This is a genomic window from Paenibacillus harenae (assembly GCF_030812415.1).
GTDB classification, from domain to species: Bacteria; Bacillota; Bacilli; order Paenibacillales; family Paenibacillaceae; genus Pristimantibacillus; species Pristimantibacillus harenae_A.
Window position 1 is genome coordinate 482,440 of the sequence record NZ_JAUSST010000003.1, and the last position, 26,538, is coordinate 508,977.

The 26,538-nt window shown below is 53.1% G+C and carries 31 protein-coding genes; 19 read left to right on the top strand and 12 right to left on the bottom strand.

The window, feature by feature from the left end:
- Window positions 1-41: 41 nt before the first annotated feature.
- The 4 genes from J2T14_RS12265 to J2T14_RS12280 all read right to left on the bottom strand — a co-directional run bounded on the left by J2T14_RS12265 (window position 42) and on the right by J2T14_RS12280 (window position 3,900).
- Window positions 42-902, bottom strand: coding sequence for an SDR family oxidoreductase (locus J2T14_RS12265; RefSeq protein WP_307202692.1), 861 nt, complete (start codon window positions 900-902; stop codon window positions 42-44).
- Window positions 902-1,996 (bottom strand): mannonate dehydratase, encoded by a 1,095-nt coding sequence (gene uxuA / locus J2T14_RS12270; protein WP_307471131.1) that lies wholly within the window; start codon window positions 1,994-1,996, stop codon window positions 902-904. The genes J2T14_RS12265 and uxuA overlap by 1 nt, the downstream gene beginning before the upstream one ends.
- A gap of 22 nt (window positions 1,997-2,018) precedes the next feature.
- Window positions 2,019-2,696 carry a GntR family transcriptional regulator gene (locus J2T14_RS12275; protein ID WP_307471133.1) on the bottom strand — a complete coding sequence of 226 codons (678 nt, stop codon included), beginning with the start codon at window positions 2,694-2,696 and terminating at the stop codon, window positions 2,019-2,021.
- A gap of 325 nt (window positions 2,697-3,021) precedes the next feature.
- On the bottom strand, window positions 3,022-3,900 hold the full coding sequence (locus tag J2T14_RS12280; RefSeq protein WP_307202686.1) for an alpha/beta fold hydrolase: 879 nt from the start codon (window positions 3,898-3,900) through the stop codon (window positions 3,022-3,024).
- 162 nt (window positions 3,901-4,062) lie between these two features.
- Here J2T14_RS12280 and J2T14_RS12285 point away from each other — a divergent pair, with 162 nt between their 5' ends.
- The 6 genes from J2T14_RS12285 (at window position 4,063) to rsbW (J2T14_RS12310) (ending at window position 7,538) form a co-directional block, all read left to right on the top strand.
- Complete coding sequence (locus J2T14_RS12285) at window positions 4,063-4,227, top strand: DUF1328 domain-containing protein (RefSeq protein WP_307202685.1); 165 nt, start codon at window positions 4,063-4,065, stop codon at window positions 4,225-4,227.
- Between the two features lie 57 nt (window positions 4,228-4,284).
- Entirely contained in the window at window positions 4,285-4,683 is a 399-nt protein-coding gene (locus J2T14_RS12290; RefSeq protein WP_307202684.1) for a general stress protein, read from the top strand.
- Between the two features lie 157 nt (window positions 4,684-4,840).
- A complete protein-coding gene (locus J2T14_RS12295) occupies window positions 4,841-5,983 on the top strand; it encodes a PP2C family protein-serine/threonine phosphatase (protein WP_307471135.1) in 1,143 nt (380 codons plus the stop codon).
- Between the two features lie 118 nt (window positions 5,984-6,101).
- Window positions 6,102-6,683, top strand: coding sequence for a hypothetical protein (locus J2T14_RS12300; RefSeq protein ID WP_307471137.1), 582 nt, complete (start codon window positions 6,102-6,104; stop codon window positions 6,681-6,683).
- Window positions 6,684-6,768: 85 nt separating this feature from the next.
- Window positions 6,769-7,101, top strand: a complete 333-nt coding sequence (locus J2T14_RS12305) for an STAS domain-containing protein (protein WP_307471139.1) — start codon at window positions 6,769-6,771, stop codon at window positions 7,099-7,101.
- Window positions 7,098-7,538 (top strand): anti-sigma B factor RsbW, encoded by a 441-nt coding sequence (gene rsbW / locus J2T14_RS12310; protein ID WP_307471141.1) that lies wholly within the window; start codon window positions 7,098-7,100, stop codon window positions 7,536-7,538. The genes J2T14_RS12305 and rsbW (J2T14_RS12310) overlap by 4 nt, the downstream gene beginning before the upstream one ends.
- A 251-nt stretch (window positions 7,539-7,789) precedes the next feature.
- Here the strand turns inward: rsbW (J2T14_RS12310) and J2T14_RS12315 are convergent, their stop codons facing one another.
- Window positions 7,790-8,695 (bottom strand): phosphotransferase, encoded by a 906-nt coding sequence (locus J2T14_RS12315; RefSeq protein ID WP_307471143.1) that lies wholly within the window; start codon window positions 8,693-8,695, stop codon window positions 7,790-7,792.
- Between the two features lie 240 nt (window positions 8,696-8,935).
- On the opposite strand from J2T14_RS12315, the gene J2T14_RS12320 reads away from it, so the two are divergent.
- Both J2T14_RS12320 and J2T14_RS12325 read left to right on the top strand, forming a co-directional pair.
- The gene (locus J2T14_RS12320; RefSeq protein ID WP_307471145.1) at window positions 8,936-9,739 is read left to right on the top strand and encodes a sugar phosphate isomerase/epimerase family protein; all 804 of its coding nucleotides are present in this window, start codon (window positions 8,936-8,938) and stop codon (window positions 9,737-9,739) included.
- 115 nt (window positions 9,740-9,854) lie between these two features.
- The gene (locus J2T14_RS12325; protein ID WP_307471146.1) at window positions 9,855-10,238 is read left to right on the top strand and encodes a winged helix-turn-helix transcriptional regulator; all 384 of its coding nucleotides are present in this window, start codon (window positions 9,855-9,857) and stop codon (window positions 10,236-10,238) included.
- A gap of 83 nt (window positions 10,239-10,321) precedes the next feature.
- On the opposite strand, the gene J2T14_RS12330 is transcribed toward J2T14_RS12325, so the two are convergent.
- The 3 genes from J2T14_RS12330 to J2T14_RS12340 all read right to left on the bottom strand — a co-directional run bounded on the left by J2T14_RS12330 (window position 10,322) and on the right by J2T14_RS12340 (window position 15,328).
- Entirely contained in the window at window positions 10,322-11,395 is a 1,074-nt protein-coding gene (locus J2T14_RS12330; protein ID WP_307471148.1) for an SDR family oxidoreductase, read from the bottom strand.
- A 337-nt stretch (window positions 11,396-11,732) separates the two neighbouring features.
- The gene (locus J2T14_RS12335; protein WP_307471150.1) at window positions 11,733-12,602 is read right to left on the bottom strand and encodes a CheR family methyltransferase; all 870 of its coding nucleotides are present in this window, start codon (window positions 12,600-12,602) and stop codon (window positions 11,733-11,735) included.
- Window positions 12,602-15,328, bottom strand: a complete 2,727-nt coding sequence (locus tag J2T14_RS12340; protein ID WP_307471152.1) for a CHASE3 domain-containing protein — start codon at window positions 15,326-15,328, stop codon at window positions 12,602-12,604. Before J2T14_RS12340 ends, J2T14_RS12335 begins: the two co-directional genes overlap by 1 nt.
- Before the next feature lie 113 nt (window positions 15,329-15,441).
- On the opposite strand from J2T14_RS12340, the gene J2T14_RS12345 reads away from it, so the two are divergent.
- From J2T14_RS12345 to J2T14_RS12355, 3 genes are read left to right on the top strand one after another with little or no spacing between them, the layout of a single operon-like run.
- Entirely contained in the window at window positions 15,442-15,690 is a 249-nt protein-coding gene (locus J2T14_RS12345) for a DUF948 domain-containing protein (protein WP_307202660.1), read from the top strand.
- Window positions 15,691-15,725: 35 nt separating this feature from the next.
- The gene (gene rsbW / locus J2T14_RS12350; protein ID WP_307471154.1) at window positions 15,726-16,175 is read left to right on the top strand and encodes an anti-sigma B factor RsbW; all 450 of its coding nucleotides are present in this window, start codon (window positions 15,726-15,728) and stop codon (window positions 16,173-16,175) included.
- A complete protein-coding gene (locus J2T14_RS12355) occupies window positions 16,172-16,957 on the top strand; it encodes a sigma-70 family RNA polymerase sigma factor (protein ID WP_307471156.1) in 786 nt (261 codons plus the stop codon). The genes rsbW (J2T14_RS12350) and J2T14_RS12355 overlap by 4 nt, the downstream gene beginning before the upstream one ends.
- A 91-nt stretch (window positions 16,958-17,048) precedes the next feature.
- On the opposite strand, the gene J2T14_RS12360 is transcribed toward J2T14_RS12355, so the two are convergent.
- Both J2T14_RS12360 and J2T14_RS12365 read right to left on the bottom strand, forming a co-directional pair.
- The gene (locus J2T14_RS12360) at window positions 17,049-17,249 is read right to left on the bottom strand and encodes a hypothetical protein (RefSeq protein ID WP_307471158.1); all 201 of its coding nucleotides are present in this window, start codon (window positions 17,247-17,249) and stop codon (window positions 17,049-17,051) included.
- A gap of 4 nt (window positions 17,250-17,253) precedes the next feature.
- Window positions 17,254-17,577 (bottom strand): YtxH domain-containing protein, encoded by a 324-nt coding sequence (locus J2T14_RS12365; protein WP_307202653.1) that lies wholly within the window; start codon window positions 17,575-17,577, stop codon window positions 17,254-17,256.
- A 239-nt stretch (window positions 17,578-17,816) separates the two neighbouring features.
- On the opposite strand from J2T14_RS12365, the gene J2T14_RS12370 reads away from it, so the two are divergent.
- From J2T14_RS12370 to J2T14_RS12405, 8 genes are all read left to right on the top strand, one after another.
- Entirely contained in the window at window positions 17,817-19,472 is a 1,656-nt protein-coding gene (locus tag J2T14_RS12370; RefSeq protein ID WP_307471159.1) for an FAD-dependent oxidoreductase, read from the top strand.
- Complete coding sequence (locus tag J2T14_RS12375; RefSeq protein WP_307471161.1) at window positions 19,469-19,849, top strand: 4Fe-4S dicluster domain-containing protein; 381 nt, start codon at window positions 19,469-19,471, stop codon at window positions 19,847-19,849. The genes J2T14_RS12370 and J2T14_RS12375 overlap by 4 nt, the downstream gene beginning before the upstream one ends.
- Before the next feature lie 199 nt (window positions 19,850-20,048).
- Window positions 20,049-20,615 carry a hypothetical protein gene (locus J2T14_RS12380; protein WP_307471163.1) on the top strand — a complete coding sequence of 189 codons (567 nt, stop codon included), beginning with the start codon at window positions 20,049-20,051 and terminating at the stop codon, window positions 20,613-20,615.
- A gap of 84 nt (window positions 20,616-20,699) precedes the next feature.
- Window positions 20,700-22,190 (top strand): methyl-accepting chemotaxis protein, encoded by a 1,491-nt coding sequence (locus J2T14_RS12385; RefSeq protein WP_307471165.1) that lies wholly within the window; start codon window positions 20,700-20,702, stop codon window positions 22,188-22,190.
- A 194-nt stretch (window positions 22,191-22,384) separates the two neighbouring features.
- The gene (locus tag J2T14_RS12390; RefSeq protein WP_307471167.1) at window positions 22,385-23,041 is read left to right on the top strand and encodes a nitroreductase family protein; all 657 of its coding nucleotides are present in this window, start codon (window positions 22,385-22,387) and stop codon (window positions 23,039-23,041) included.
- 44 nt (window positions 23,042-23,085) lie between these two features.
- Complete coding sequence (locus tag J2T14_RS12395; protein WP_307471168.1) at window positions 23,086-24,717, top strand: FAD-dependent oxidoreductase; 1,632 nt, start codon at window positions 23,086-23,088, stop codon at window positions 24,715-24,717.
- Window positions 24,714-25,067, top strand: a complete 354-nt coding sequence (locus J2T14_RS12400; RefSeq protein WP_307471171.1) for a 4Fe-4S dicluster domain-containing protein — start codon at window positions 24,714-24,716, stop codon at window positions 25,065-25,067. The genes J2T14_RS12395 and J2T14_RS12400 overlap by 4 nt, the downstream gene beginning before the upstream one ends.
- A gap of 43 nt (window positions 25,068-25,110) precedes the next feature.
- Entirely contained in the window at window positions 25,111-25,296 is a 186-nt protein-coding gene (locus J2T14_RS12405; protein ID WP_307471173.1) for a YezD family protein, read from the top strand.
- A 122-nt stretch (window positions 25,297-25,418) separates the two neighbouring features.
- Here the strand turns inward: J2T14_RS12405 and J2T14_RS12410 are convergent, their stop codons facing one another.
- The gene (locus tag J2T14_RS12410) at window positions 25,419-26,078 is read right to left on the bottom strand and encodes a hypothetical protein (RefSeq protein WP_307471175.1); all 660 of its coding nucleotides are present in this window, start codon (window positions 26,076-26,078) and stop codon (window positions 25,419-25,421) included.
- 45 nt (window positions 26,079-26,123) lie between these two features.
- Window positions 26,124-26,474, bottom strand: coding sequence for a 4Fe-4S dicluster domain-containing protein (locus J2T14_RS12415; protein ID WP_307471177.1), 351 nt, complete (start codon window positions 26,472-26,474; stop codon window positions 26,124-26,126).
- Window positions 26,475-26,538 lie beyond the last annotated feature (64 nt).

The window sequence follows — 26,538 nt, forward strand, 5'->3', positions numbered from 1 at the left end:
ATTAATGGGATGCCCTTTTGTTCAAAGCGAGTAAAGTTAAGCTAGACGCCCGAGTAGGAGAGGAAGCCGCCGTCAACCGGGATCGTTGTGCCGGTCACGAAGCCGGCCGTCGTCTCGTCGGCGAGCCATAACAGCGCGCCAAGCAAGTCTTCCGGCTTGCCGAAACGGCGCATCGGCGTATGCGAGATGATTTTGCCCGAGCGTTCGGTAAGCGAACCGTCTTCGTTCGTGAGCAGCTTTCGGTTCTGCTCCGTTAAGAAGAAGCCAGGCGCAATGGCGTTCACCCGTATGCCGGATTCGGCGAGATGGACGGCGAGCCATTGCGTGAAATTATTGATGGCTGCCTTGGCCGCGGCGTAAGCGGGCACTTTCGTCATCGGAGACGGAGCGGCCATCGACGATATGTTGATGACGGTTGCGCCGGAACGGCCAAGCATTTGCTCCGCGAACACTTGCGTCGGGATAAGCGTGCCGACGAAGTTCAAGTCCATGACGTTGCGGAAACCTTCGACGCTAAGGTTGAACATCGTCGTAACGCCTTCCGCGCCGAGATGCTCCGGCTTGAACGTCTCATGCGTCGTATTCGCGCTCGGGTGGTTGCCGCCCGCGCCGTTAATGAGAATATCGCAAGGTCCGAACTGCTCAAGGACGCTGCGTCCAGCGGCCTGCGTACTGTCGATGCTCGTTACGTCGCAAGCGACGGCGATAGCCGTGCCGCCAGCCTCGCGAATTTCCGCGACAACCGCTTCGCCCTTGGCGACCGTACGGTTCAGAATCGCGACCTTCGCGCCTTGACGGGCAAGCTCCAGCGCCATGACGCGGCATAGAACGCCCGCGCCCCCAGTGACAACGGCTACTTTGCCAGCCAACGCTTCATGCTTCGGCAATTGTCCAGCTGTCATTACGCATTCGCTCCTTTCGCGATTGCTGCTTGCTGAGCTTCACGTACACATGAATCCCATACGCCCCACAAATACATAATGCCTAGCGCACGGTCATATAGGCCGTAGCCCGGTCTGCATTGCTCGTCCCAAATATGGCGTCCGTGGTCAGGTCTCGCATAACCGGTAAATCCAATCTCGTGATAAGCGGCTACGATGCCCGCAATATCGACCGAGCCGTCCTGCGAACGGTGCGACGACTCGATGAAGTCGCCGTTATCGAACACTTTCACGTTGCGGATATGGGCGAACGGAATGCGATCCGCGAACTCGCGAATCATCCCGATAATATCGTTGTTCGGATTCGCGCCGAGCGAGCCGCTGCATAACGTAATGCCGTTATACGGGCTATCGTACAGCTTAAGGAAACGACGGAAGTTTTCTTGCGTCGTCATAATGCGCGGCAAGCCGAAGATCGGCCACGGCGGGTCGTCCGGATGGATGGCCATTCGAATGCCGTTCTCCTCCGCGACGGGAACGATTTCGTTCAGGAAGTAGCGTAGGTTTTCCCATAAATGTTCTTCCGTTACGCCGCGGTAAGCTTCGAATAGCTTCGTGAGATGCTGCAGACGCTCCGGCTCCCAGCCCGGCATCGTCAGTGTCGAATTCGCATTGATCCGCTCGACAAGATCGAATGGATCCGCCCCTTCGATCTTGCTGTTCTCATAGAACAGCGCAGTCGAGCCATCGGCCATTTCCTTATGCAGATCCGTGCGCAGCCAGTCGAAAATCGGCATGAAGTTGTAGCAGATGACTTTCACGCCGACTTGGCCGAGCTTCACGATCGTTTTCTTGTAATTGTCGATGTACAATTCGCGGGAAGGCAGGCCAAGCTTAATATCCTCATGTACGTTAACGCTTTCAACAACGTCGATGTGGAGTCCGGCTTCCTCAGCCTGGCGCTTCACCTCGAGAATCTTCTCCATCGGCCATTCATCGCCGGCCGGAACGTCATGCAGCGACCAGACGATGCCTTCTACGCCGGGAATTTGCCTAACGTAACGCAGCGGGACGGTATCGTTGTTCTCGCCAAACCATCTGAACGTCATTCTCATCGTGGACATTCTCCTGTCATCGTTATTTGTAGTAATTCGGGTACTTCCGCTTGAGCAGCTCCTGATCGGTAATGTTAAGGCTGAGGTGCTCCTTCATAAGCTGCTCGGCCCGGTCGGCATCATGTTCCCGGATCGCTTGGGCCATACGCTCATGCTGATCGTACAGATGCTCCCAGCGATGGTCGTCCACTAGCCGAAGCATGCGGCTGCGGTTCAAGTGCACGTTCATCTGGCCAACGACGGCCCAAATATTGCTCTTTCGGCAACCTTCGAACAGAATGCGGTGGAAAGCTTCGTCAAGCTCGAGCATGTCCTTGTCCTGCTGCCTAGCCATACAATCCTTCTGCAGCCGAAGATTGAGCTCAAGCAGGGCGAGCGACTCCTCTGGAAAATGCTCGCATGCCAGCCGGATGACCGAACGTTCGAGCTGCTCGCGCATGAACCGGCCTTCCTCGACAAGCTCGGTATCGATTAGCGATACGAACGTACCGCGCTGCGGCAGCACCTGCACGAGCCCCTCCTGAGCTAAACGCAGGAAGCTCTCGCGAACCGGTGTCCGGCTTACTTGGAACAGGGTGGACGTTTCATTCTCCGACAGCGGCGTTCCGGGCGGCAGCTCCAGCTTCATGATCTGCTCCCGCAGTTTCAGATAGACGGCATCTCTTGTAGAAGCGGGCTGCGTACGTATCGTATAATTCAAGCGCTCGCCTCCTTCATTTCATTACTGCCATACTACCATACAAGTTGAAAAAAGAGAATACAAAATTGCTACAACATGCCCCCAAAAGTAACCGAAGCACTGTAAGAGCCTATACGTCCTTACAGCTGAACCGGCACCCGTTCGGTCCGTCGAAAAAGCTGCTGTAAGCTCATATATGATCTAACACGCCGCCTACCGAAGTTACCGAAGCACTGTAAGAGCCTATGCGTCCTTACGGTCGATACCGCTACCGGCTCAGACCTCTGAACATACTAGAAAACCGGAGCCCAGTATAGGACTCCGGCAAGTAAAACAACCGTAAGGTTTAAGCTTCACCAGCTGCCGCCTCCTTGCTGCCGTCGTCCCTTGTCCGCTCTCGTTCGTCAAGAGTACGCAAGTAGGTAGCCATGACGCGCGCGAGTTGGTCCGACACCTCTATGAGACTCATATGGGCGGCGCCTTCGAACGACGTCTCCAGGATATGGGGGAACGCATAGGTCGTGCGCGGCGCACCATTGCAGGTGACGGAGAAAGAGCGCTCGGGTGGTATAACGTTATCCTCGACTCCGGCAACGATCAGAACGGGGAACTTCGCCCCGGTCAGCACATCGCTACGATCGGGCCGCTCCAGCATGCCCTCTAGAGAAGCTATCGCGCCTTCCGGCGTCATCTGCAGCCCGACCTCAATGAGCTGCCCAATTTCTTCATCCATATAGCGAAGCTTCGCATTCGAGAACAAGCCTGGGATACGCTCCTTCATGAAAGCCGAAAGGCCCTGCTCGCGAATGACGGTTATATCGCTGAGCCGCTTTTGCTTCGTATACGCCGAATCAGGCAACGCGGTGGAATGGATGAGTCCGAAGCCGGAGAGCTTGTCCGGGTATTTCTCCGCGAAGGCGGCGGTAATATAACCTCCAAGCGAATGGCCGAACATCACGACGCGTCCGATGTTCAGGGCATCGAGCAGGGCAGCGATGTCATCCGCCATAATCTCCATGGAATATACGCCTTCGGGCGAATCGGATTCCCCGTGGCCGCGCAGATGGGGCATAATAACGCGATAGTTGTCGCCCAGCATGGGACATATTTTTTGCCAATATCGGGAGGAGCCGCAGAAACCGTGAAGCAAGACGATGGGGTTGCCGCTTCCGCACTCTTCATAGACTAAATCGATGCCATTGACGTGAATACGTTGTTTATCCATCGATCCTCACCAGCCTTTTCATTTATTAGTAGCGATGTGTGATTGTTCTTAAACGCATAGCCGAATTCTGAAACAAACCGAAATAAGCTGATTCAAATATCCGCGCTCCGGTTAATTACGTAACAAGCTCGCCAAAACATTTTGTGAGAGAAGGTGGTTTCGATGCTAGGATGGGCATTTATCTTCTTTATCTTCGCGTTAGTGGCAGGGATATTCGGTTTCATGGGCATTGCGTCCGCAGCGGCGGGCGTAGCCAAAATTTTATTCGTCGTCTTTCTTATTTTGTTCGTGGCATCCCTCATCTTTGGCCGAAGACGAATGGGTTAATGCCAGTACGTTGACGCCCGCAACTAAAACCTAAACGAATTAAGGGAGGAATTTACAATGACTACTGATCCGAAAACGAAGGTTCATACGGTGAATAACGCGGTGGAGGTTCAAGAGCAGGTGTACCGATTCCAATCTGAAGGTTACGTGAAAGAGAATATTTTCGTATTGACCCATGACAAAAGCAGAACGAACAGGCTCGCCGAACGAACGGACGCCGAGAAGATCGGTATCGCGGAGGAAGGACTCGGCACGGCGATTGCGAATATATTCCGTTCAAGCGGCGATGAGCTGCGAGCCAAGATGAGATCGCTTGGTCTCTCCAAGTCGGACGCGGAGCGCCTCGAACGGGAGCTCGACCAAGACAAAATATTAGTGATTGCCTGGGGCGGAAGGGAATATGCGGGTGAGGACTATGACCCATACGTTTACTACTACCCCAATTACGTCTATTAAGGACAGGCCATAACGGTATGGCCGCCATAGCCATAAGCCAGGGAGGCCTATCCATAAGGATAGGCCTATTGGGCTGCAACCGCCGCTTAGGAGAGACATCCGACCAACGAATGGTATAGAATGTATATCGATACCACTTGATAAGGGGCGCGGACGCATGAGTATCTTAATAGTAGATGATAATGCTACGAATCAGCTTATCGTGAAGGCAATCTTGAACAAAGCGGGATACGATGATTTGAGAATGGCATCTTCGGCGATGGAGCTGTACGGCCTGCTCGGAATCGGAAATGACGTTGACCCGGAGGCGCAAGCCGAACTGATACTGATGGACTTGATGATGCCGGAGATCGACGGCTTGGAGGCGTGCAGGCGCATATTGGCGGACGAGCGTTATCGCGACGTACCGATTATATTCGTTACCGCGGTCGGCGATTCGGCCAAAATGGCGGAGGCGCTTGATGCGGGCGCCAGCGACTACGTGATGAAGCCGATCAACAAGATGGAACTGCTTGCGCGCATACGCTCGGCGCTAAGGCTTAAGAAAGAGATTGATTGGCACAAAGAGCGGGATAAACGCATAAAGTACAAGCTGGAGCTGGCCAAGCAAGTGCAGCGCAATGTGCTCAGCCAGTCCATCGATGACGCGAATGTGGAGATTACCGCGATTTATCAGCCTTCCTCCGAGCTGGCTGGCGATTTTTACGCCTGGTATCGCATCGATCAAACCAGGTATGGCGTAATATTGCTCGATATAATGGGCCATGGCATCGCATCTTCGCTCGTGTGCATGTACATCTCTTCTGTCCTGCGGGATATGATTACGCGGATTTCAGACCCGGAGCAGGTCATGACGGAGCTGAACCGTTATATGAAGCGGCTGTACATGAAGGACGAGCTTCTGAATTACTATTTTACGGCGATCTATTTAGTATTGGATACGTCCGAGCGAACGATTGAATATGTGAACGCGGGCCATCCTCCCGGCATTATGCTTCAGCAGGATAAGGCGATCAGGCTTACGGAGGGCTGCTGCGCAATAGGCCTTTTCGATACGATCGATATTCAGAAAGGGAAAATTGCTTACGACGACAGCATGAAGCTCATCTTGTTCACGGACGGGTTGCTGGATGCGTTGGATAACGGGGAAAACGAAGATGATTCAAGTCGAATCGAGCGGCTGCTGGCAGAGCATAGCGGCGACGGCGTTCAACGACTATGCGAAGCGCTCTTGCCCGAACAGGTAGGCGACAGCCAGCGCGATGATATATGCCTCGTGATGATTACGGTTAAAAAATAAATCGATCGGTAATCTGAAAAAAATGAGATTATCCGTTTCAAAGCTGTCAATGGGGGGTAAGAGTAAAGCGAGGGACGTCAACGTAATCGTAACCGATTTTTTGCGGGAGGGAGCTCATATGAAGAACATTATTTTGATTGGCTGTATAGTAGGAAGCTTAATCGGATTTGCAAGCGTGCGAGGAGTGCCCATAGATACAATCGACTCGCCGGCGCAAGCGAAGGAATCAGACGAAGCATCCGTAGAAACGCTCTTTGCGGCAGCAAACAAGGTAACGACTGCTTCAATGAATCCAGCATCAATGCCCGCAGAGAAGCAGATGCAGCTAGGCAGCGTGGAAGGCATCACGCTTTACGATAGCCAGAAGGATGCGATAGCGAAGCTCGGTGAGCCCTTGCGGGTGACGGAAGATCCCCATATTGCGGGACTTGAAACGTATCACTACGACCGCATGAATATCGTCTTTACGGACGGCATCGTTGATTTCGTGGAAATTCCGCCGGGCATCGGCTCGGTGCTGATCGACGGGATACGGATTCCTGCGTCGGTCGAAGGAATGAAGCAGGCGTTCGGGGAGCCTGACTTCGAGGCTGAAGACGGCGTGGGCTTCACGCGGGGCGAGGCGGTGTTGAAGCTGTTTATCGACGAATCGAACGGACAGTTGGCCGCTATACATTATTTTCATATCGCAAGCGTCTAGTCTAATGTCGGTGGGAAGTCAGGCTTGTCGGAATAGCCGAATATGATTATGATCTGAATAAAAAAAAGCGGAGCGGAGTGAATGAATGAAATCAGATCCATTTCAAGTCATGCAGGAAGATAGTCCGAATGCTTACATCCTCCATCTGAGCGGAGAGCTTGATCTGTCGATCGTGCCGCAGCTGCGGTCCGCGCTTGAACAGGTGATGAACCGTTCAGACAAAGCGCTCGTACTGAATTTGCGAGGCTTAACTTATATAGACAGTACGGGTATCGGCATTATCGTATCGGTATTGAAGTATCGCGATGAGATGAAGGCGCCCTTCTTCGTAAGAGAAATACCGCCTGCCATTCAGCGTTTATTCGATCTAACAGGCATTTCCCGATACTTAAAAGAAGGGATAGAGGATGAAGCATGAAAGCCATTCGCTTACAAATACCGGCACATGCGGACTTCATAGATATGGTTCGAATATGCCTCTACGGCATTGCCTCGAAGATGAAGTTTTCCTACGAGGACATCGAAGATATGAAGGTAGCGGTCTCGGAAGCATGCAACAATGCGGTGCTCCATGGCGGCCTTGATACGGGGGACGAGGTTATTGACGTCTGCTACGAGACGGATGACGATAGTTTGAAAATCAGAATCAAAAACAACGGCTCCGGCTTTGTTTATCCGAATGCGCTCGATATGTCCGCACCTCTTGCCGTCGAGCAGGTCAGCGATCTGCGCGTGGGAGGACTAGGAATCTACTTGATCCAGGCATTGATGGACGAGGTCGCCATCTATACGACGGGCAACGTTACCGAGGTCGTCATGACCAAATATTTGACCGCGGTCACGGAAGAGGGCTAGCTGAGAGGCTAGCCTTTTTTTATTTGGAGGGATGGGGCTGCTCGATCGGCAGCTAGCGGACTTGAGAGCCCTTATTTGCCGATATTTGGGCCAATCGAGCCTCTTATAGACTAGGATGCGCCATCTGTATGGAATTGGGGTTACAGCGGGCTTTTAGAGTCAAATAACGCATCTGATGTCCGTAACTCTCGCAAAAAGATGGCAGTCGTCACTAATAGCGTCTCTGATGTCCGCTAAGTATCAATCTACTTCTACTTCTGCCCGAAATAGGCGCCCAGTTCATGAATGAACGGGCCGGCAAGCTCAAGCTGCCGGGTTGCAAACCCCAAATCGCCGTACCCTTCCAGCGCATAATCCAAATTGCCTAATGTAGACATGAGCACGCGTGCTTTGACGGCGAAGCCGAATGCGCCCGGATTAGCGGCTACATTGTTATGCCGAAGCATGTAAGCAAAGGTTGGCTCGTCCAATCCGCCGAACAATGCGAGATTAGCGACGTAGGAAGCCATATCCCAATACTCGGGCATGAGGCAGGCGTCTTCAAAATCCATCCATATCCAGCCCTCAGAACTCGGGAATAGATTGTTCGCATGGGCATCGCCATGGCAAGGCAACAGCGATAGAGCCTCTGAACGCATCCTTTGATCCGTCCTTTGAAAAGCCTCTAGCAACGCTGCGATACGCGGATCGGTTTGTATCCTTAATCGAGCTGCCGAATGGCAGGCTCTCTCCCATACGCCTAGCAGTGGTAACTCTCCTTCAAAGTCTCGCATAGCCAAGGATAGCTCGCATACACGTTCTACCGACTCGCTCGGCTCTATGGGCTTCAATGATGCGGCGGTCGCATAGCTCCATAATGTCATCCACGTACCGCCAAGCTTATGAGGGCCTGCGGGGACGGCCGATGAAGGTTGCAATACAGGTACGTCCCTGTCATGCAGATGACGGGCAACGTTAAGCTCTCGCTCAACCGTTCGATGGGCTGCCTTCTCGTCTTGAACGGAGAGAGCGACGGCATAACGGGCGACTAGGGGATGGGGAGACATATGAATGATCAGATTGGCTTGGTCGCTTAGAATGAGAGGCTTGCAAGGCGTTAGCCCGTATTGCGCCGCAAGCTTTAGGGTTTCGGCAATCAAGATGCTTTTATCCAGCAATCGCGCAGCTCCTTCATGAATGTTAAAGTGCAAAGCAATTGTACCCCGGGCCAATACGAATGATATAGGTAAAAAACGATTATACTCAATGACCGATGCGTCTTCCCGAAGTTCAACTTGAATAAACACGTGTTCATGCTATAATTAACGCGTGTTCACACAAAGCAGGTAACAACGATATGAAGCGAATAATGCTGGCGTAAAGGCGGGATAGGCATGCGGCTTGGAGGACAAGTATTTTTGGAGCAAAAAGATCCGGATAGCTGGGCGAAGGCGCTGCGGGAGGCAGGATTCCGCGGGGCGACTTGCCCGGTGGATGACGACATTTCAGCGCTTGACGATTATATGAAGGCAGCTGGCGACAATGATATTCTCATTTCCGAGGTCGGCGCCTGGAGCAATCCAATCAGCCGGAATGAGCGGACAAGGCGCGAAGCGATCGCTTATTGCATCAAGCGGCTGGAGCTGGCCGAACGGATCGGCGCACAGGCTTGCGTGAATATTGCCGGCTCGCGGGGCGAGCAATGGGACGGACCCGACCCCGACAACTTCAGCGACGATACGTTCGATCTCATCGTTGAGACGACACGAGAAATCATCGACGCGGTCAAGCCGGAGCGTACCGTATTCGCGCTGGAAATGATGCCGTGGGTGTTCCCGGATTCCGCGGACACTTACCTCGCCTTGCTCAAGGCAATCGACCGCCCGGGGTTCGGCGTTCATTTCGACCCCGTCAACATCATCAGCAGCCCGCGGGCTTATTATAACACCGGTGCCATAATCGGCGACTTCTTCGCGAAGCTCGGTCCGCATATCCGGAATTGCCATGCGAAGGACATTCGACTGGGCGGCAAGCTAACGGTACATATGGACGAAGTTATTCCCGGTCAAGGGATGCTCGATTACCGTACGTACTTAACCGAGCTTAACAAGCTCCATCCCGATACGACGCTCATTATCGAGCATCTATCGACGAACGATGAGTACCGGCAAGCAGCAGGCTATATCCGCAGCATCGCAAAGGATATCGGTATCGAAATATAACGCTCGCATAGCTTCCGTATTAACTTTATATCGATGAATACGATCAACCCGCATAAGCCCTTGCACTATTGCGCTTACGGGGATAAGACGATATGGTGATTGCAGGAGGCGATCGATGGTGGAAGCGGGAAAGACATACAATACGGCGGTAGAATTAACGCTGGACGTAATCGGCGGAAAGTGGAAGCAGGTTATTTTATTCCACTTGACGTTCGGCAAGAAACGTAATGGCGAGCTAATGAGCCTGCTGCCCGGCGTGACGCAGAAGGTGCTTACGCAGCAGCTGCGCGAACTGGAGGAAGACGGTATTATTAGCCGAATCATATACAACCAAGTGCCGCCGAAAGTAGAGTACGAGCTGACGGATTATGGCTGGAGCCTAAAAGAAATTCTTCATCTTCTATGCAGATGGGGAGACCGGCATGCGGAGCGGGCAGTAGGCGGCTCAATCAAAATATTGTCCGCAGCGCCGCAAACGCAGGGGGATGACGATTCGTAAGTATCGGTACAATGTAAGTGGCAAAGAGCCAACCGGTTCCTGGGCATGATGCCGCAGGGCCGGTTGGCGAGCCGTTTCCAATCTTAGGCGGGAATGATTTTACGTCTGCGCAAATCCTCGAAAATGCCGAGAAACATCGCTTCCGTATCGATGAATTCGTGGAAGCCGAAGCGGCGCGCTTTCGTGCCATCGGCAAAGAAGTCGTAATCCCAGCCAAATACGAAATCCCCGAATGGCCATGAGGATACGTCTTTGTAGCTGTTGTTCGCCAAGCCATGCTTCTCTATCATACCCTTCCACAACTCTTCCTTGTCTGCCATAACCGTTGCCAATGACATCTGCAGCGGAGGCGCCGTCTCCAGTCCGAAGCTGGCTGCGATCTTGGGCCATAGCTCGTTCCATCTGAATAAATCGCCGTTCGTAATATTAAAAGCCTGGTTCGCGCAGCGGTCATCCGTCGCTGCCCAGACGGTAGCTTTGGCGAGCAAGCCTGCATCGGTCATTTCGAGCAGGCTGTTGTAGGCACCCGGCTTGCCGGGGAACCGAAGCGGCAGGCCCAGTTCCTTGGATATCGAGGCGTAAATGGCGATAACCATCGCGAGGTTCATCGGATTGCCGAGCGCGAATCCGCATACGACGGAAGGGCGAAGCGCGGACCAGGTCCAGCGGCTTCCTTGCTGCCGTCGTTCAAGAAACTGCTGCTGATCGACGTTGAACTCGGGCGGCATATGGTAGGCGTCCGATTCCTTGGCCGGGGTCTTGAACGGGCCCAGGTGGGCGCCATACACTTTATATCCTTGCATAAGGCTAATATGCTGGAGATTCTGAGCTACGGGCTCGATCGCATTGACGACATTGACGAGCATGGCAACGTTTGGAGCGACTAGCTCGGCCCAGGTTGGGCGATCCTGATAAGCGGCATAGAAAACATGGGTAACATCGGTTAACGGGCTTAGCTTCTCTCTCGTATCCGACTCATCCAGCAGATCGACGGAAACGTAACGGGTGCGGCCGCCCGAATCGCCTCCGCGCCGCGACAGGCCGATAATGTCCCACTCGGGAAGTTGCTCCAAATAGTCGATCAGATTTCTGCCGATAACGCCGTTCGCTCCGACGACAAGCGCTTTTTTGCTTACCAAAGTTCCATTATTATTCATTAAAGACCACTCCTGTGCAAGGGGATAAAAGAATTAAACTCATTGTGCACCGAGCGGCGGCAAATAAAAAGTACGCACTTTAGAGTGATATAGTAACCTCAAAGTAACTAAGAGGCTATCTTTTTACCCGAGGGCGGAGGGTTCGTTCATGGCGTGGAATGTGCGAAGTGGCCATATTGGATCATTGCAGTAACTTTAGACTGTTTCGCGCCCCCACCACCATTCATCCCGCCCGAAGTTACAGCGAAAATCCAACATAGCTTCCAGAGGTTGGCTGCATACGCACAAAGGGGCTGTCATCAAACTTTTACAGCCTCTTCCATTTAGGATATCCCCGCTAGCCCTCAAGCTTGCGGAATATACGGTCCTCCGGGGCAAGCTCCTCGTATTTCGACTTATACGGCGACAGGAAGGTCTCCTTGCTGCCGAGCGCCAAGATGCCGGATGGACTTAGGCTGTCGTGAAGCAGCCGATAAACGCGCTGCTGCAGAACGGAATCGAAGTAGATAAGTACGTTGCGGCAAAGGATGACGTGAAACTCGTTAATCGAACAGTCCGTCGCAAGATTATGCTGCGCAAACACGAAATGCTCCTTCATGAAAGGGTGAAAATGCGCAAATTCGCGGTCGGCGGTATAATAGGCGGAAAACTCCTTCTCGCTGCCGGCTTGCAAATAATTTTTCGTAAACAACTGCATCCGCTTAAGCGGGAATTTGCCCTGCTTTGCCGTCTCGATAGCCTGCTCGCTCATATCCGTCGCATACAGCTTCGATTTACCCAGCAATCCTGCCTCCTGAAGCAAGATACCAAGCGAGTACACCTCTTCGCCCGTAGCGCAGCCAGCGCTCCAGATTCGGATTTCGGGCAAATGCCTCAGCAGCGGCACGACTTTTTTGCGAAACGCATAGAAAAAGGCGGGATCGCGGAACATCTCGGTCACCTTGATGGAGAAATCGTTAATGACCGTCTTCATATAGTCCGGTTCATGCAGCGCTCTGTCCAGCAGAGACGTGATCGTCGGAATCTCGTCCAAGCTCATCCGATTGCTTATGCGCCTCATCAACGACGAACGCAAATAATTGCGAAAGTCATAGCCGGACGCACGGTAAATGCCTTCCAGCAGCAGATCGACTTCAATGGCTGCAAGCTCCTCTTGCTCTTGCGCCGTATCCGCTAGCTCTTCCTCCGCATGCTCGCTTTGCGTCATTAAAGTCCCACCTGCCTCGTCAGCCAAACCCGCATAAGCGAGTACAGCTGATCCATCTGAATCGGCTTGCTAATATAGTCCGATGCGCCGGCTGCCAGACATTTGTCTCGGTCGCTCCGCATCGCTTTGGCCGTTAGAGCAATGATCGGCGTATCCTTCATTACAGGATGCTCCCGAATGGCTTTCATCGTCTCGAAGCCGTCCATAACCGGCATCATGATATCCATGAGAATGAGGTCGAAGCCGGTCTCGTTCTCGAGCAGCTCCAAGCACTGCTTGCCGTTGCCCGCAACGGTTACCGACAGCCGCTTCCGCTCGAGCGCCTTGCCGAGGGCGTACACATTGCGAGCATCGTCCTCTACGAGCAGCACTCTTTTGCCTGCAAGACAGTCCCCTTCCTCTGTAACGGCTACGGGAAGTGTCGACTCTTCTGTTAATGAGACTGCGACCTCCTCGTAAGCGGTCAAAACCTCTTTCCCTGTTTCAGCCTGCTGAAGGTTCGGCAAATATAAGGTAAACACGCTGCCTTGATCCGGCACGCTATGCAATACAATGCGCCCGCCGAGCAGCCTTGCGAATTCGCTCGAAATGGAAAGGCCGAGCCCCGTGCCGCCGTATTGGCGATTCGTCTTTCCGTCGACCTGCTGGAACGCCTCGAAGATAAGCTGCTGTTTGTCCGAAGGAATGCCGATGCCCGTATCCGTAACGGATATAGCGAGCGCCTCGGCATGCCGGTACTCCGGCAGAAGCTCGCCGATCTCCTTGTTGTCGGCGTTTCGAATGCGGAGCGCGACGGAGCCGCGATCGGTGAACTTGAAGGCGTTGGACAACAGGTTCTTTAATATTTGCTGCAGCCTTTGACCGTCCGTATGCAGTACGGGACTAACGTCCGCCTCGATGCTGGCAGAGAAGGGAAGCCCCTTCTTCTCGGCAACGGGGCCGAAGCTAAGCCGCATCAGTTCCGGAATTTCCGTTACGTTCACTTTGTCGATCGTCAGCGTTATTTTGCCGGCTTCGATTTTGGATAGATCCAAAATATCGTCGATCAGCGCCAGCAGGTCGTTGCCGGACGTATGAATAACCCGGGCGTAGCCCTCTTCCTCGGCGGTTAACGTTTTGTTGTCGTTCTCGGAGAGCATCTGCGAGAGAATCAGGATGCTGTTCAGCGGCGTTCGCAGCTCGTGAGACATATTGGCCAAAAAATTCGATTTGTACTGCGAACTGATACGCAGCTTGTCCGCGTACGCCTCGAGCTCTTTTTTCGCCAGCTCCAATTCCTTCGTCTTCTGCTCCGCGAACAAGTTCTGCTCCTCCAGATGCTCGGTCGTCATGCGCATTTCCTCTTGCTGCATTTGCAATTCCTCCGACTGCGCCTGCAGCTCCTCGGTTTGCGTCTGCAGCTCCTCGGTCAGCGATTGGGATTCGAGCAGCAGCTTCTCGACTTCCATTCGGCCCGCCACGTTGTTGACCGACACGCCGAAGTGATTCTCGATCTGCTCAAGCAGCTTGAGGTGCAGCGAGGTGAACGGCTCAAGCGAGGCGAATTCGATGACGGCCTCGACTTTCCCTTCATACTCGACGGGCACGAGCAGGACGCTTTGCGGAGCGGTCCGGGTCAGGCCCGAAACGATTTTCGCTCCGTAATCAGCCGGGTGATTAAGCAAAAACGTACGGTTTTCTTGCGCACATTGGCCGACTAACCCTTCTCCGATACGGAAGCTCCCTATCGACCGGTCTTCGCCGTAAGCCGCATAGGAGCTAATCTTTACGAGCCTTTGCCGATCGCCGGTTCCTTGGCGTACGTAGAAAGCGCCGTAAGCTGCGTTCACCATCGGAGCGACCTTCGTCATGAACGATCCTGCCAGCGACTGCATATCGTTAATGCCTTGCGTCATGGTCGCCACTTCGGCAACCATCTTCTGAATCCAATTTTGCATATCCAGGCTTGTCAGAAGCGAATTGGTCGCATCCGCCAGCTCGCTTATTTCATCGCGGGTTTTCACTTTTATTCGCGTCGTAAGATCGCCGCCTACGGAAGCGATTTCCGTAATCGTCTGGGATACCTGTTTAATTGTTTTGACAATCGAGCCTGAAATCATATAGACGATAAGGAAAGCGATGGCGGCAACGACAACGAGCATGGCGTACAAGCCGATGGCAAGCAGTTCGTTGCGGTTGTCCATTTCCATGATATAGGTCTTCGTTGTTTCGATCTCTGCATCCCGCAGCGAGTCGAAATGAATTCGGAGCTGATCGATATCCTGCTTGCCGATGTCGTTGCGGAAGAAGGCAAGGATGCCATCTTCGTCCCCCGCTCTCTTGAGCGCAATGAGAGGTTCGCCGGACGTGTCGATCCAATGCTGAATGGATATGCCTATGCCTTCCAAGTCCTTCTGTACGCTCGGGTTATCCGCGATGAGTTGGGTGAGGCTGTTGTAATTGGCCTCCCATGTCGTCCTGCTGTCATTATAAGGCTCCAAATAAGACTCGTTGCCGGTAATGATAAAGCCGCGCTGCGCCGTCTCCATGCTGATGATATCGTTCTCGATCTGGTTAATAAGGTTATGAACCTCGATGTCATGGCTCGTTATCGTTTCAATATCGCGCTGCAAGGAAGAGATTCTGTCGGTGACGATTACAATAGAGACGCCTAGGCATAAAACGATGAGAAAATAGCCGATGACGATTTTCAAACGAATAGGAAATCGAATAGCTTGTAGCATCATAAACACCCTCTCGTTCGTAGATTCGAGCCCGTAAGTTGTATCTATTATAACATGACCTTGTTTCAGAACATCCTTCTAGGGGTATCTATGAATAGAAGGGATGTGATAATAGGATGGATCTGCTGCTATCGATAAGTGTTGCCGTTATAGCCGTTTCCTTCGTTATCCTGTTGTACTCGCTGTATCGAACGCTGAAGCTGCTAAGGGCCGCGCTCGAGGATATGAGACAATCGATAAGCCGGTTGGGAACGCAAGTCGCCCTTATGAGCACCGAAGCTCGGGCGGAGGAAGGAATCGTTGGCGCCGTATGCGACGGAATTGCCTCGACGGTAAGAATATGGACAAAAATAAAAAAAATATAGGCTATAATAGAATCCATAAAGGAAAGGGAGCAGAAATGAACACTACCCCGTCAAGCGTTGCGGTTACGATACCTGCGGAAGCACAATATATCGACATCGTCCGGCTAGCCCTGTACGGAATTGCGGAGAAAGCCGGATTTTCGTTCGAGCAATTGGAAGATTTGAAGGTTGCCGTTACGGAAGCGTGCACGAATGCGGTTCTCCATGCCTATGGCAGCGGACAGCCGGGTGTCATCGATGTTCGTATCGATCTGGACAATCAAGGCATTCGCATCTGCATCAAAGACGACGGCAACAGCTTTAATTACGATCATACCGTTCAGCAATTCGTATCCCATCATCTCAAAAGTTTAAATGACGTCAAGGCGGGTGGCCTCGGCCTTTTTCTTATGCATGCATTGATGGATAATGTGGAAGTACGCACCGATAGAGGCACGGAGGTTATTCTCACCAAGCGGATTGGTAGGAAAGAGGAGATGGCATGAATTCAAATTCATCCAGCCTGGATCCCAAGGAAGCTATTCAGAAAATGCTGGTTTACCAGGCTACGGCTTGCAATGATGCGGCGACGCTGCTGCTGGCCCATTACGAGCCGATCGTAAGGATGGCGGCAGCCAAGCTGTCGCGCAGCCGTCCCGACTTATATGAGGACTTATTCCAAGTTGGTCAATTATCGATGCTGCGATTGTTCCAGCAATATGATACAAGCAGAGAAATACCGTTCGAAGCGTATGCGATGAAAAGCGTCGTCGGACATCTGAAAAATTACTTGCGCGATAAATCTTGGTATATTCAGGTGCCGAGACGGATCAAAGAAAAAGGCCTGCTTATTCAGCAGGCTATCGATCAGCTTACGGTAGAGCGCGGCCATTCACCACCCATCGAGGAAATAGCGGCTCATCTGGATCTGACGGTCGAAGAGACGATCGAGGTGCTTTCGAGCCGGGAAGCATACAACTACGTTTCGCTTGATACGCCGGTCGCGAACGAAGGCGGCAGCAACGCGACGATCGGCGATCTTATCGTCACCGAAAGGAATGAATACGAAACCGTTGACACCCGACTCGATCTGGAAGAAGCGCTGGGGCAGTTGAAGGACGAGGAGAAGGAAGTGCTGCTTCTCGCCTACAACAACGGTCTTCCGCAGCGCGATATTGCCGCCAGGCTCGGGGTTTCGCAGATGAGCGTGTCCCGGATTCAGAAGCGTGCGATCGGGAAGCTGAAGGACTTGCTGGAGGAGCGCGAAGAGGAGCGGGACGACGAGTAGTTCTGCTCCTGCTTAAGAAAGCTCCCACCTGAGCATGCAAGCTGCATTCTCAGGTAGGAGCTTTCTCTTATGACTATTATTAGTTCGAACCTTATTGGATCGGATCGGGGACCAATCCTTCCTCCATAATCTCGCTATTCGTCTTCATATGCTTCATATCCATGCCAAGCCGAATGATCTCGCGCTCATTGGGCGCCATCGAGTTCATCGTCGCGGACTTCTTCTTCGCAGCTTGCTTCTCTTTGTCGAATTCGTGCTTGATTCGAGCACGAAGCAAATATAAGCTGTTCATCCGATTACCTCCCGTTAGCGTTCATTGCATGACCTACTTCCTCCTTGGCCGAGTGAATCGACCCTACGATATTCGCTCCTGATTGCTTCGCATGACCGGCCAAATCCGATGCTTCATCGGCAACGCTTTTTCCAATCGATTTCGTATGGCTGCCGGCGACAGCGGCGAGGTTCTTAGACTTTTCTTTGACGGCCTGCAGCTTCCCCGCGAGCGCCTCCCGCGTCTGCGCGCCAGACTTGGGCGCGTATAATAATGCGGACACGACACCGATTGCGCCACCTACGAGCGATCCTATCAATACGCCGCTGCTTGCATTCATCTTAGCCATTTGCCATCCTCTCCTTTTCGTTTTTGAAAATAGTGATGCTGCTTATATATAACCGCTATTCGCTGTTTTGAATCATTGACAAACCATGAGGCAAGGTGATAATATACGAATTAATTTCATACTATACCACTAGGAATTATTAGTAATTTCTAGTCATTGACCATACAAATGGAGATGTGCGATTCGTTAAGGCGAAAGTACGTCTCTTTTTTTATGTCAAACGATACGGAGGCATAGCAATGAGCAAACACAAAAATGTGAGTCTAACGGCCGATGTACTTGTGATCGGCGGCGGTCCGGCCGGCGCATGGGCTGCGTGGAGCGCAGCTAATGAAGGAGCGAAGGTCGTCCTCGTCGACAAAGGCTACTTGGGCTCCAGCGGTGCAACGGCACCTGGAGGAACGAATTTGTTGTACTTGCCGCCAGACAAGGAGCTGCGGGAAGCTGCGGTGCAGGCAAGGCTGAAGTCGGGCGGTTACTTGGCCGAAGCCGAATGGATTCACCGAGTGCTCGATCAAGTGTACATCAATCTGGAGCTGGTCGAGCAATGGGGTTACCCGTTCGTGCGCGACGAAAGCGGTACGCCGATGCGCGATCATCTTCAGGGGCCGGAATATATGGCCCTAATGAGGAAGGTCGTGAAGCGGGCCGGTGTCAAAATAGTCGACCAGGCGCCAGCGCTTGAACTGCTCGTCGATGAGCATGGCGTCGGCGGCGCGCGAGGTGTTCTGAGGCAGGAGGATGGCGAATGGGAGGTGCGGGCGAACGCGGTCGTTATCGCGACCGGCGGCTGCGCGTTCCTGAGCAAAGGGCTCGGGTGCAACGTGCTGACAGGCGACGGCTATCTGATGGCGTCCGAGCTTGGAGCGGAGCTGTCGGGTATGGAATTCACGAGGCGATATGCGCCTAGCCCGGCGTACAGCTCCAATACGCGATCCCGCTTGCTTGGCTGGGCCACTTATTACGATAAGGACGGCAACCCGTTGAACGGCCAGCGAAACGGCGACTTTCTGGCAACAAAGCTGCTTGAAGGACCGGTATATGCCATTATGAACAAGGCCGATACGCCTGAGAAGCAGGCAATCTTGCGCAAATCTCATGCGATCTTCTTCCTGCCGTATGATCGCGCCGGCATCGACGTATTCACCGAGCCGTTCCCGCTTACGCTGAGGTACGAGGGAACGGTGCGCGGCACGGGCGGCATCCGCATCGTGAACGAGCAATGCGCGACGACGGTGAACGGCCTGTATGTGGCCGGGGATGCCGCGACACGCGAGCGTATTACGGGCGCGGCTTCCGGCGGCGGCGCGTTCAATGCCTCTTGGGCGATCTGCTCCGGCACATGGTCGGGCAAGGGAGCTGCGGAATATGCGCGGACGCAGAGCCTCGGCGCGGGCGAGCGGAATCTCCGTCCGGGAGGCAAATACGGCTTGCGGAAGGAGGAGCAGCGCGCAGAGCAATCGGCCTCGGTCGATACGCGCGAGCTTGTGAAAGCGATCCAGGACGAGGTGCTGCCGCTTGATATCAATTACTTCCGTACCGAAGCGGGATTGACGGAGTCGCTGGGGCGGTTGAATGAGCTCTGGCCGAAGGTAAACGAGCAAACGCCACAGACATCAACCGAGCGCGTTCAAGCGCGCGAGGCGGCGGCGATGGCAGCGACGGCCAGATGGATGTATACCGCCGCGCTCGCTAGGAAGGAGTCGCGCGGTGCAGGCTTGCATGTGCTGGCCGAATATCCGGAGACGGATCCGAATCAGCAATACCGGCTGCTCGTATCGGGGCTGGAGTCTATTGTGACGCGTCCCGAATCGGCTGCACACCCAGCGGTGGCTGCCGTGGCCAATGATACGGCTGCTGTGCAGAGCGCAGTTAAGGAGGTGCAGGCAGGATGATCGAGCTTGTAAGCGCGGAACGGTGCATTCAGTGCAATCTTTGTGTGAAAGTATGTCCGACCAACGTATTCGACAAGACGGAAGGCGGAGTCCCGGTCATTAAGCGGCAGGAGGATTGCCAGACCTGCTTCATATGCGAAGCTTATTGCCCGGTGGATGCGCTTTACGTATCCCCGTTCACCGATGAAGCGGTGCAGGTAGACGAGGAAGAGCTGGCTGCCAAGGGCATTCTTGGCAGCTGGCGGGAGACGATCGGCTGGGGGCCGGGCAGGCAGAAGCTTGCCGCTCTCGATCAGACGCCGTTCATCGACCGCATTTTACCTCCGCGACCGGTTCGTGCGGCGGGTATATCGGATGTGAAAGTCCAAACGAGCTAGTTAACGCTGCGCTTTACGCGCGCTGATTTTCCCCGTTTTGGTTTGGATAGGTACATTTATCCAATCCAGAACGGGGATTTCTTTTGAAAATGGTAATATTTTCAGATTGATTTTCCGATAAATCTAGTGATGGGTTCATATTACGGAAGATACAGAGAAGAAGAGAGAAATAGAGAATAGACATAGAGGAGTGAGGACCATGTTTAAACGCGTGGAAAATGAGCTGGAACTGGCAATGTTCAACGGTATATGGACTACGGTCTGGAGGGAGAAGGGTTTCGAACTGGAATTTTCGGACAAGTCGCTTGCCAAATACATTGTCGTAACCGACGAAGGACATTGCGTGGGCACAACCGAATTTAAGCCTTACAGCATTAAAGATAGCGAGTTGAACGAAACGGCCCCGTTTCACGAGCATCCAGACGTCATCGCTGCGGCCGACGAGATCGTCGAGATTGATAAGATGGCTATCCTGCGATCCTATCGCGGAAGATATATTTCGGACTTGCTCTCCGCTTGCGTTTATTTTGCGGAAGGAGAGCGGATTAAATATTTTGTCTCCTTGCTCGAGCCCGTATTTTTGCGCGCGCTAAAGGTTTCGTTCCGAGTGCCGCTGAAGAAGCTGGGCGACAAAATATTTTATAAAGGCGATTATGTGAACCCGGTATTGATCGACGTGGAGCAAATCTATCAAAACAAACATCGGTTCGATTGGGTGGTTTACTCGCAAGCTGCTCTGCAGAGAAGACGGGTAGCCGCGGAATAGCAGTTTTATAAAGCGGAAGACGGAAAGCAAGGAAACAAATCAGTTCAAAACTAACCTAGCATATAGCGAAAAGGCGGAAATGACATGAAACGATCAGTTATTGAGCTAACAGATGTAGACAAGCGCAATCGATTATTAATTAAAATTTTGTGGGGGCTGCTCGCTCTAGGCATATTAACCGATCTGGCTATCGGCTTGTCGGCGCAGTTAGTGCTGCTGCTCGCGGGCGTCGGCTTGATTACTTGCGGCGGTACGACATTATTGACCTACAAGCGAATTATGCCGGACAAAATCAAATACATCATTCCGTTTGTCCTTACGCTCCTTGTTACGATGCTGATTGTCTCCGACCCTAATCCGATCGTAAGCACCTACTTCATGGTGTATGTCAATATAGCCGTCATTACGTTGTATGCGGATTACAAAGCGATCATCTTGACGGGCGTGCTTGGCGCGGCGCTTAGCACATATATCTTCTTGGATACGGAATTGCAGACGCGCTTATTTCCGGGGGAATCGCTCGCCTATCTATACCTGTATCTGATCTTCGCTACTGCGGCGCTTGCGGTATCCGCCAACTTTAGCGGACGCTTGCAGCGGCAGGTCATGGAGAAGCAACAGGAAGCAGTCGCATCCAAGGACATGGCGGAAGCGCTATTGGACAAGATGAAGTCTTCGATCATGCTGCTTACTGAATTCAGCAGCAGCCAGCAGACGACCGTTCGTTCAACGGGCGACATATCGCGGGAAGTGACGGCGACATTCAGCGAGATGTCGGCAGCGATCGAGAAGCAGACGGGAACGATTCTGAACCTAAATGAATCGGCCCAAATGATGGACAATGACGTGAAACTGCTGCTTGACGGTACGTCGCTGCTGGAGCGGTATTCGACTGAAAACGCGGAGCTCACCGAGCGGAACAGCGAGCAGATGGCATCGCTGAGCACGGAGGTAGAGCGCGTTCGCGTCATTATCGGCCATACGGTCGAGATGATGAAGCTGCTGAGCGAGCAGAACGACCGCGTCAGCTCGATTGTTGGCACGATCAGCGACATCTCGGAGCAGACGAACCTGCTTGCGCTTAATGCCGCAATCGAGGCGGCGAGAGCGGGCGAGCACGGCAAAGGTTTTGCCGTCGTATCGGGCGAGGTGCGAAAGCTGGCTGACAATTCCCGTAAGGCGACGAACGAGATCGCGGATATTTTGACAGGCATAAGGACGCAGATCAGCGCCGTGCATGAGCAAGTAGAGCGCGGTCAGTACGCGGTGCAGACGAGCAAGGAAGCTTCGCAGCAGGTACAGTCGCTAATCGGTCAGATCAATGAAAATACCGGTCTTGTCAAGGAGCACTCGATTACGGTCGGCAGCTCCGCCATCCGTCTGAACGATCAGTATGCCGCTATGGCGGACGAGATGGTCAATATCGCCGCAACGACGGAGCAAAATATGGCTTCGGTCGAAGAAGTTCACGCGAGCATGGAGACGCAGGATCTCAAGATTCATACGATGGTCGAGCAATACGCCCAGTTGGATCAACTTCTAACGGAGCTTAAGCAAATGGTGGGAAAAATCTAATTGTTCAGGCGTATCGAACTATTGACGAATTTGCCGCTGCATGTTAAATTATATTTAATCCTATTGCATTAGTCGGATATAAGAATGAATAGGCAAGCGGCGCTCGCTGGTAAACTGGAGGCGCATGATGACCGAGATTGGTTTTGGTTGTTATGCGTCTTTTTGCATTTTAACTGAACAGGAGATGAAGGAAAATGATTACAACACCTACACCAACGGACGTTCACGCTGAGGAGGTCTACAGCCCCGAGGTAACGAAGACGAGACAGCCGGAATATTCGGTTCATCCGCTATTCCTCAATCGCTGGTCGCCGAGATCGTATGCGAATCGACCGGTAAGCGACGAAGTTCTTCATACGGTATTGGAAGCGGCTAGGTGGGCGCCGTCCTCCAGCAATCAGCAGCCTTGGAGGTTCTATGTGGCGAAAGAGAAAGCAGAGCATGAGCTGTTCCAATCCTTCCTTAAGCCGCGAAACAAGCTATGGGCAGTCAACGCACCCGTTCTTATTTTAGTAGCCTCGCAAAATGTGAAGGAAAACGGTGATCCGAACGGCGCGCATGCGTTCGATACGGGCGCGGCTTGGGCGGCTATCGCGCTTCAAGCAAGATTGCTTGGATTATCGACGCGCGCGATCGGCGGTTTCGAGCAGGAGGCTGCTCGGGAACTGCTGCAAGTGCCAGCGAACATTTCGCTTCACGCAGTCATAGCTCTGGGCTATCGCGGAGAACTTGAATCGCTTGATCCATCGTTCCACGAGCAGGAGAAGCCGAACACGCGCCGCCCGCTTAGGGAGAGTATTCTACCGATACCGGTGAATGGCGAAGGCGAATCCGAACTGGAGCAGGAGTAAGGCAGCGGCAAACGATCGGACCGGTGGGAGGGGTTGCGTTAGTTATGGGAATCGAAAAGGCTGCGGTTAAGCTGGATACGGATGTTCTTATCATCGGCGGTGGACCGGCGGGAGCATGGGCCGCTTGGAGCGCGGCTTCGCATGGCGCTCGGACGGTGCTTGTCGACAAAGGATATTTGGGGACGAGCGGCGCTACCGCTCCCGGCGGAACGAATTTCTTGTACGTTCCTCCTAATCAGGAAAAGCGTGAGCAGGCGGTGGAGGATCGCCTGGAAGGCGGAGGCTACTTGTCGGAGGCGCCGTGGATTCATCGTCTGATGGAACAAGCCTACCAAAATATTGAGCTGCTGGAGCAATGGGGGTATCGCTTCCCGCTTGACGGCAACGGCAATCTGTTCAAAGCTCATCTGCAAGGGCCGGAATATATGCAAATTATGCGTAAGGTCGTTTTGAAGGCGGGCGTCCGCATATTGGATCAATGTCCCGCGCAGGAGCTGCTGACCGATGAGCATGGCGTCGGAGGAGCAAGAGGTATTAACCGGTTGGATGGCAACGTGTGGGAGGTTCGCGCTAATGCTGTCGTCATCGCGACGGGGGGATGTGCCTTCCTAAGCAAAGGGCTTGGCTGCAATGTGCAGACAGGTGACGGCTTGCTGATGGCGGCCGAGCTTGGCGCCGATCTATCCGGGATGGAGTTCAGCAGACAGTATGCGACAACGGCGGCGTTCGGCACGATTACCCGTAACCGAATGCTCGGTTGGGCAACCTTTTACGATGAAGAAGGGCATGTGCTGCATGAAGGCGGGCCTCGCGAATCTGACTTTATGGCGAAGCAGCTGTTGAAGGGACCGGTGTATGCCGTGCTTAATCATGCGGATACGGAGGAGAAACGCCGTATTTTAAGGCTTTCTACTCCCGTATGGTTTCTGCCCTTCGATCGCGCCGGTATTGATCCATTCACGCAGCGTTTCCCGCTAACGATGCGTTACGAGGGGACGATTCGCGGGACAGGCGGATTAAGGCTTGTCGGTCATGACTGTTCGACTACCGTTGCTGGGCTGTTCGCGGCTGGCGATGCAGCGTCGCGGGAGAAGACGGCCGGAGCTCGCTCGGGTGGCGGCGCGTATAACGCATCGTGGGCTATCGCATCTGGAACTTGGTCAGGGAAGGGAGCAGCCGATTATGCGCTCGCTCAAGGCAAGGAAGCAAGAGTGCGGCAATTGCGTCTAGCCGGAGCGTACGGCTTGGAGCGTAACGCACAATCCGCCGAGACAATCGATACGAAGGCAATCGTTGAGCAAGTACAGCGGGAAGTATTCCCGCTTGATATTAACTATTTTAGAAGCGAGCCGGTACTGGAAGCTTCGCTGAAGAGACTTCATTCGTTATGGCCCGCCGTTAAAGGGTCTGTTCCCAAGACGATTCAAGGTAGAGTACGAGCTCGGGAGACGGCGGCCATGGTCGCAACAGCCCGTTGGATGTACACGGCTGCGCTCGCCCGCAAGGAGACGAGAGGAATGCACGGGCTTCGCGAGTATCCCGAACTAAACCCTGCGCTGTCGCATCGGCTGCTATTATCGGGGATTGAGCATATTGCAATACGGCCGGAGCAAGTACCTTCGCGGACCTATGACGTCATTCCCCCAGTCATTGTGAAGGAGGCTGCTAGGTTATGATTGAGCTTGTAAGCGCGGAGCGATGCATTTCGTGCAATCTATGTGTCAAAGTATGCCCGACGAACGTGTTCGACAGCGGTGAGGACGGCATCCCGATTATCGCGAGGCAGGAAGATTGCCAAACTTGCTTCATGTGCGAAGCTTATTGTCCGGCGGATGCGTTATTCGTTGCCCATCATGCCGATCTGACTGTTGAAGTGGACGAGGAGGAGCTTATCGCCAAGGGACTGCTCGGCAGTTGGCGAGCGGCGATCGGTTTCGGCTCGAACGGTAAAGTATCGATGGCCTCTTATGATACGACGCCAATTTTGAGAACGATTAGGCCGGCAAGATCGGCTGCGGAACAATAGGCGGCAGATAGATGATATCCATTATTGTCAGGAGGGATAGCTTATGGGGAAACCGTTTGTAGTGACGGACGAGTGGTTGAAGCGTGTCAAAGCACAGGTGGACGGAACGGAGTACGGTTCGATCGTCATCACGGTGCATGACGGCCGAATTGTACAAATCGAGCGCTCGGAGCGCAAGCGTTACGACACGCCTCAAGCATCTAACGCCTTGCAATCCAGACGCAAATAATATTGACACCGACCTCAGCAGCATATCGATCCTCTTACTAAACAAGGATGTTCCGAAGCCCAAGCAATCATTAGGCTTGTCGGACCATCCTTGCTTCTCGTTGCCCCAAACTGGACTCGATGCTACGGATGCTTCTGGCGACTGCCCCTGTATGTCGAAGTGTTTAACAAGAGGAAGTAGCTCGAAATCCCTTTATCGGCGAGGTTTGTGCTAAAGGTTAGGAGGGCGAACGAATGAACAAACGAGGAGAGGTAGGAAGGGAGATTCGAAGAGAACGGCAGAGTAAAGATTTCGCCTTGCTTGGAGAAGTTGATAATCGTATCCAGCAGCACCGACTTGAGGCGTTTCGTATCGAACGTATATTTCTCGATGAACGGCGTTAAGTCTTCCATAACGCCAAGATCCTGGAAAGCGTGATAGGATCCGCTCGTCAAGTAGACGATGTCCGGAACGTCGCTTGAAGTGAGCACCTCCGCAGGGGTAACGCCTTCGGCAGGCTTAACAAGGCTCAGCGTAATATGAGGGAATTTCTTCTTCACCGGATCCTCGAAGAACAGTTTGAATTCCGTATCGGTCAGTGTGCCGCCGCCGACATAGAAGGATAGTGTAACAGGCTCTGCGGCGGCAGGAGTTTCTTCCTTCGGCTTATCGGTCTGGGCAACAGCCGAAGCATCTTGGGGATTATTCGCAGCTTGCCCGCCGGATGAACTGCTCTTAGCCGAGCATCCGGTAACAAGCAAAATAGAAGTTATGGAAATAACAGTAAGCATACGAAGTTTCATAATGGCTTGAGGCCCCTCTCTGATTGGTCGTCTTATTCGATTCCATTAATTCGGTCCTGCCGGACGAGGCGGCAAGATCCGATTGATAAATTCTGTCGTATCGACGGATGCGAGCTTCGTTCGCCCCGGTCCCCAGCCGATCGTTGCGCGCCAACTGCCGAGAAGGCCGGAAGCGATAAGCTGCTCTTCGTCTACCGCATCTTGCACATCGGCTTGCGGCGATACGTATAACGCATCCACCGGGCAATGTGCTTCACATACGAAGCAGGTCTGGCAATCCTCTTGCCGGGCAATATAGGGCAAGCCATTGTCATCCGCATCGAATACGTTCGTGGGACATGCTTTCACGCAAAGTCCACATTGGATACAGCGTTCAGCGATCACCAGCTCAATCATGTTGTCATCACCTCCCTTAATTACACAAAAAAACGGAGAAGCACGAGTATCGTGCATCTCCGTT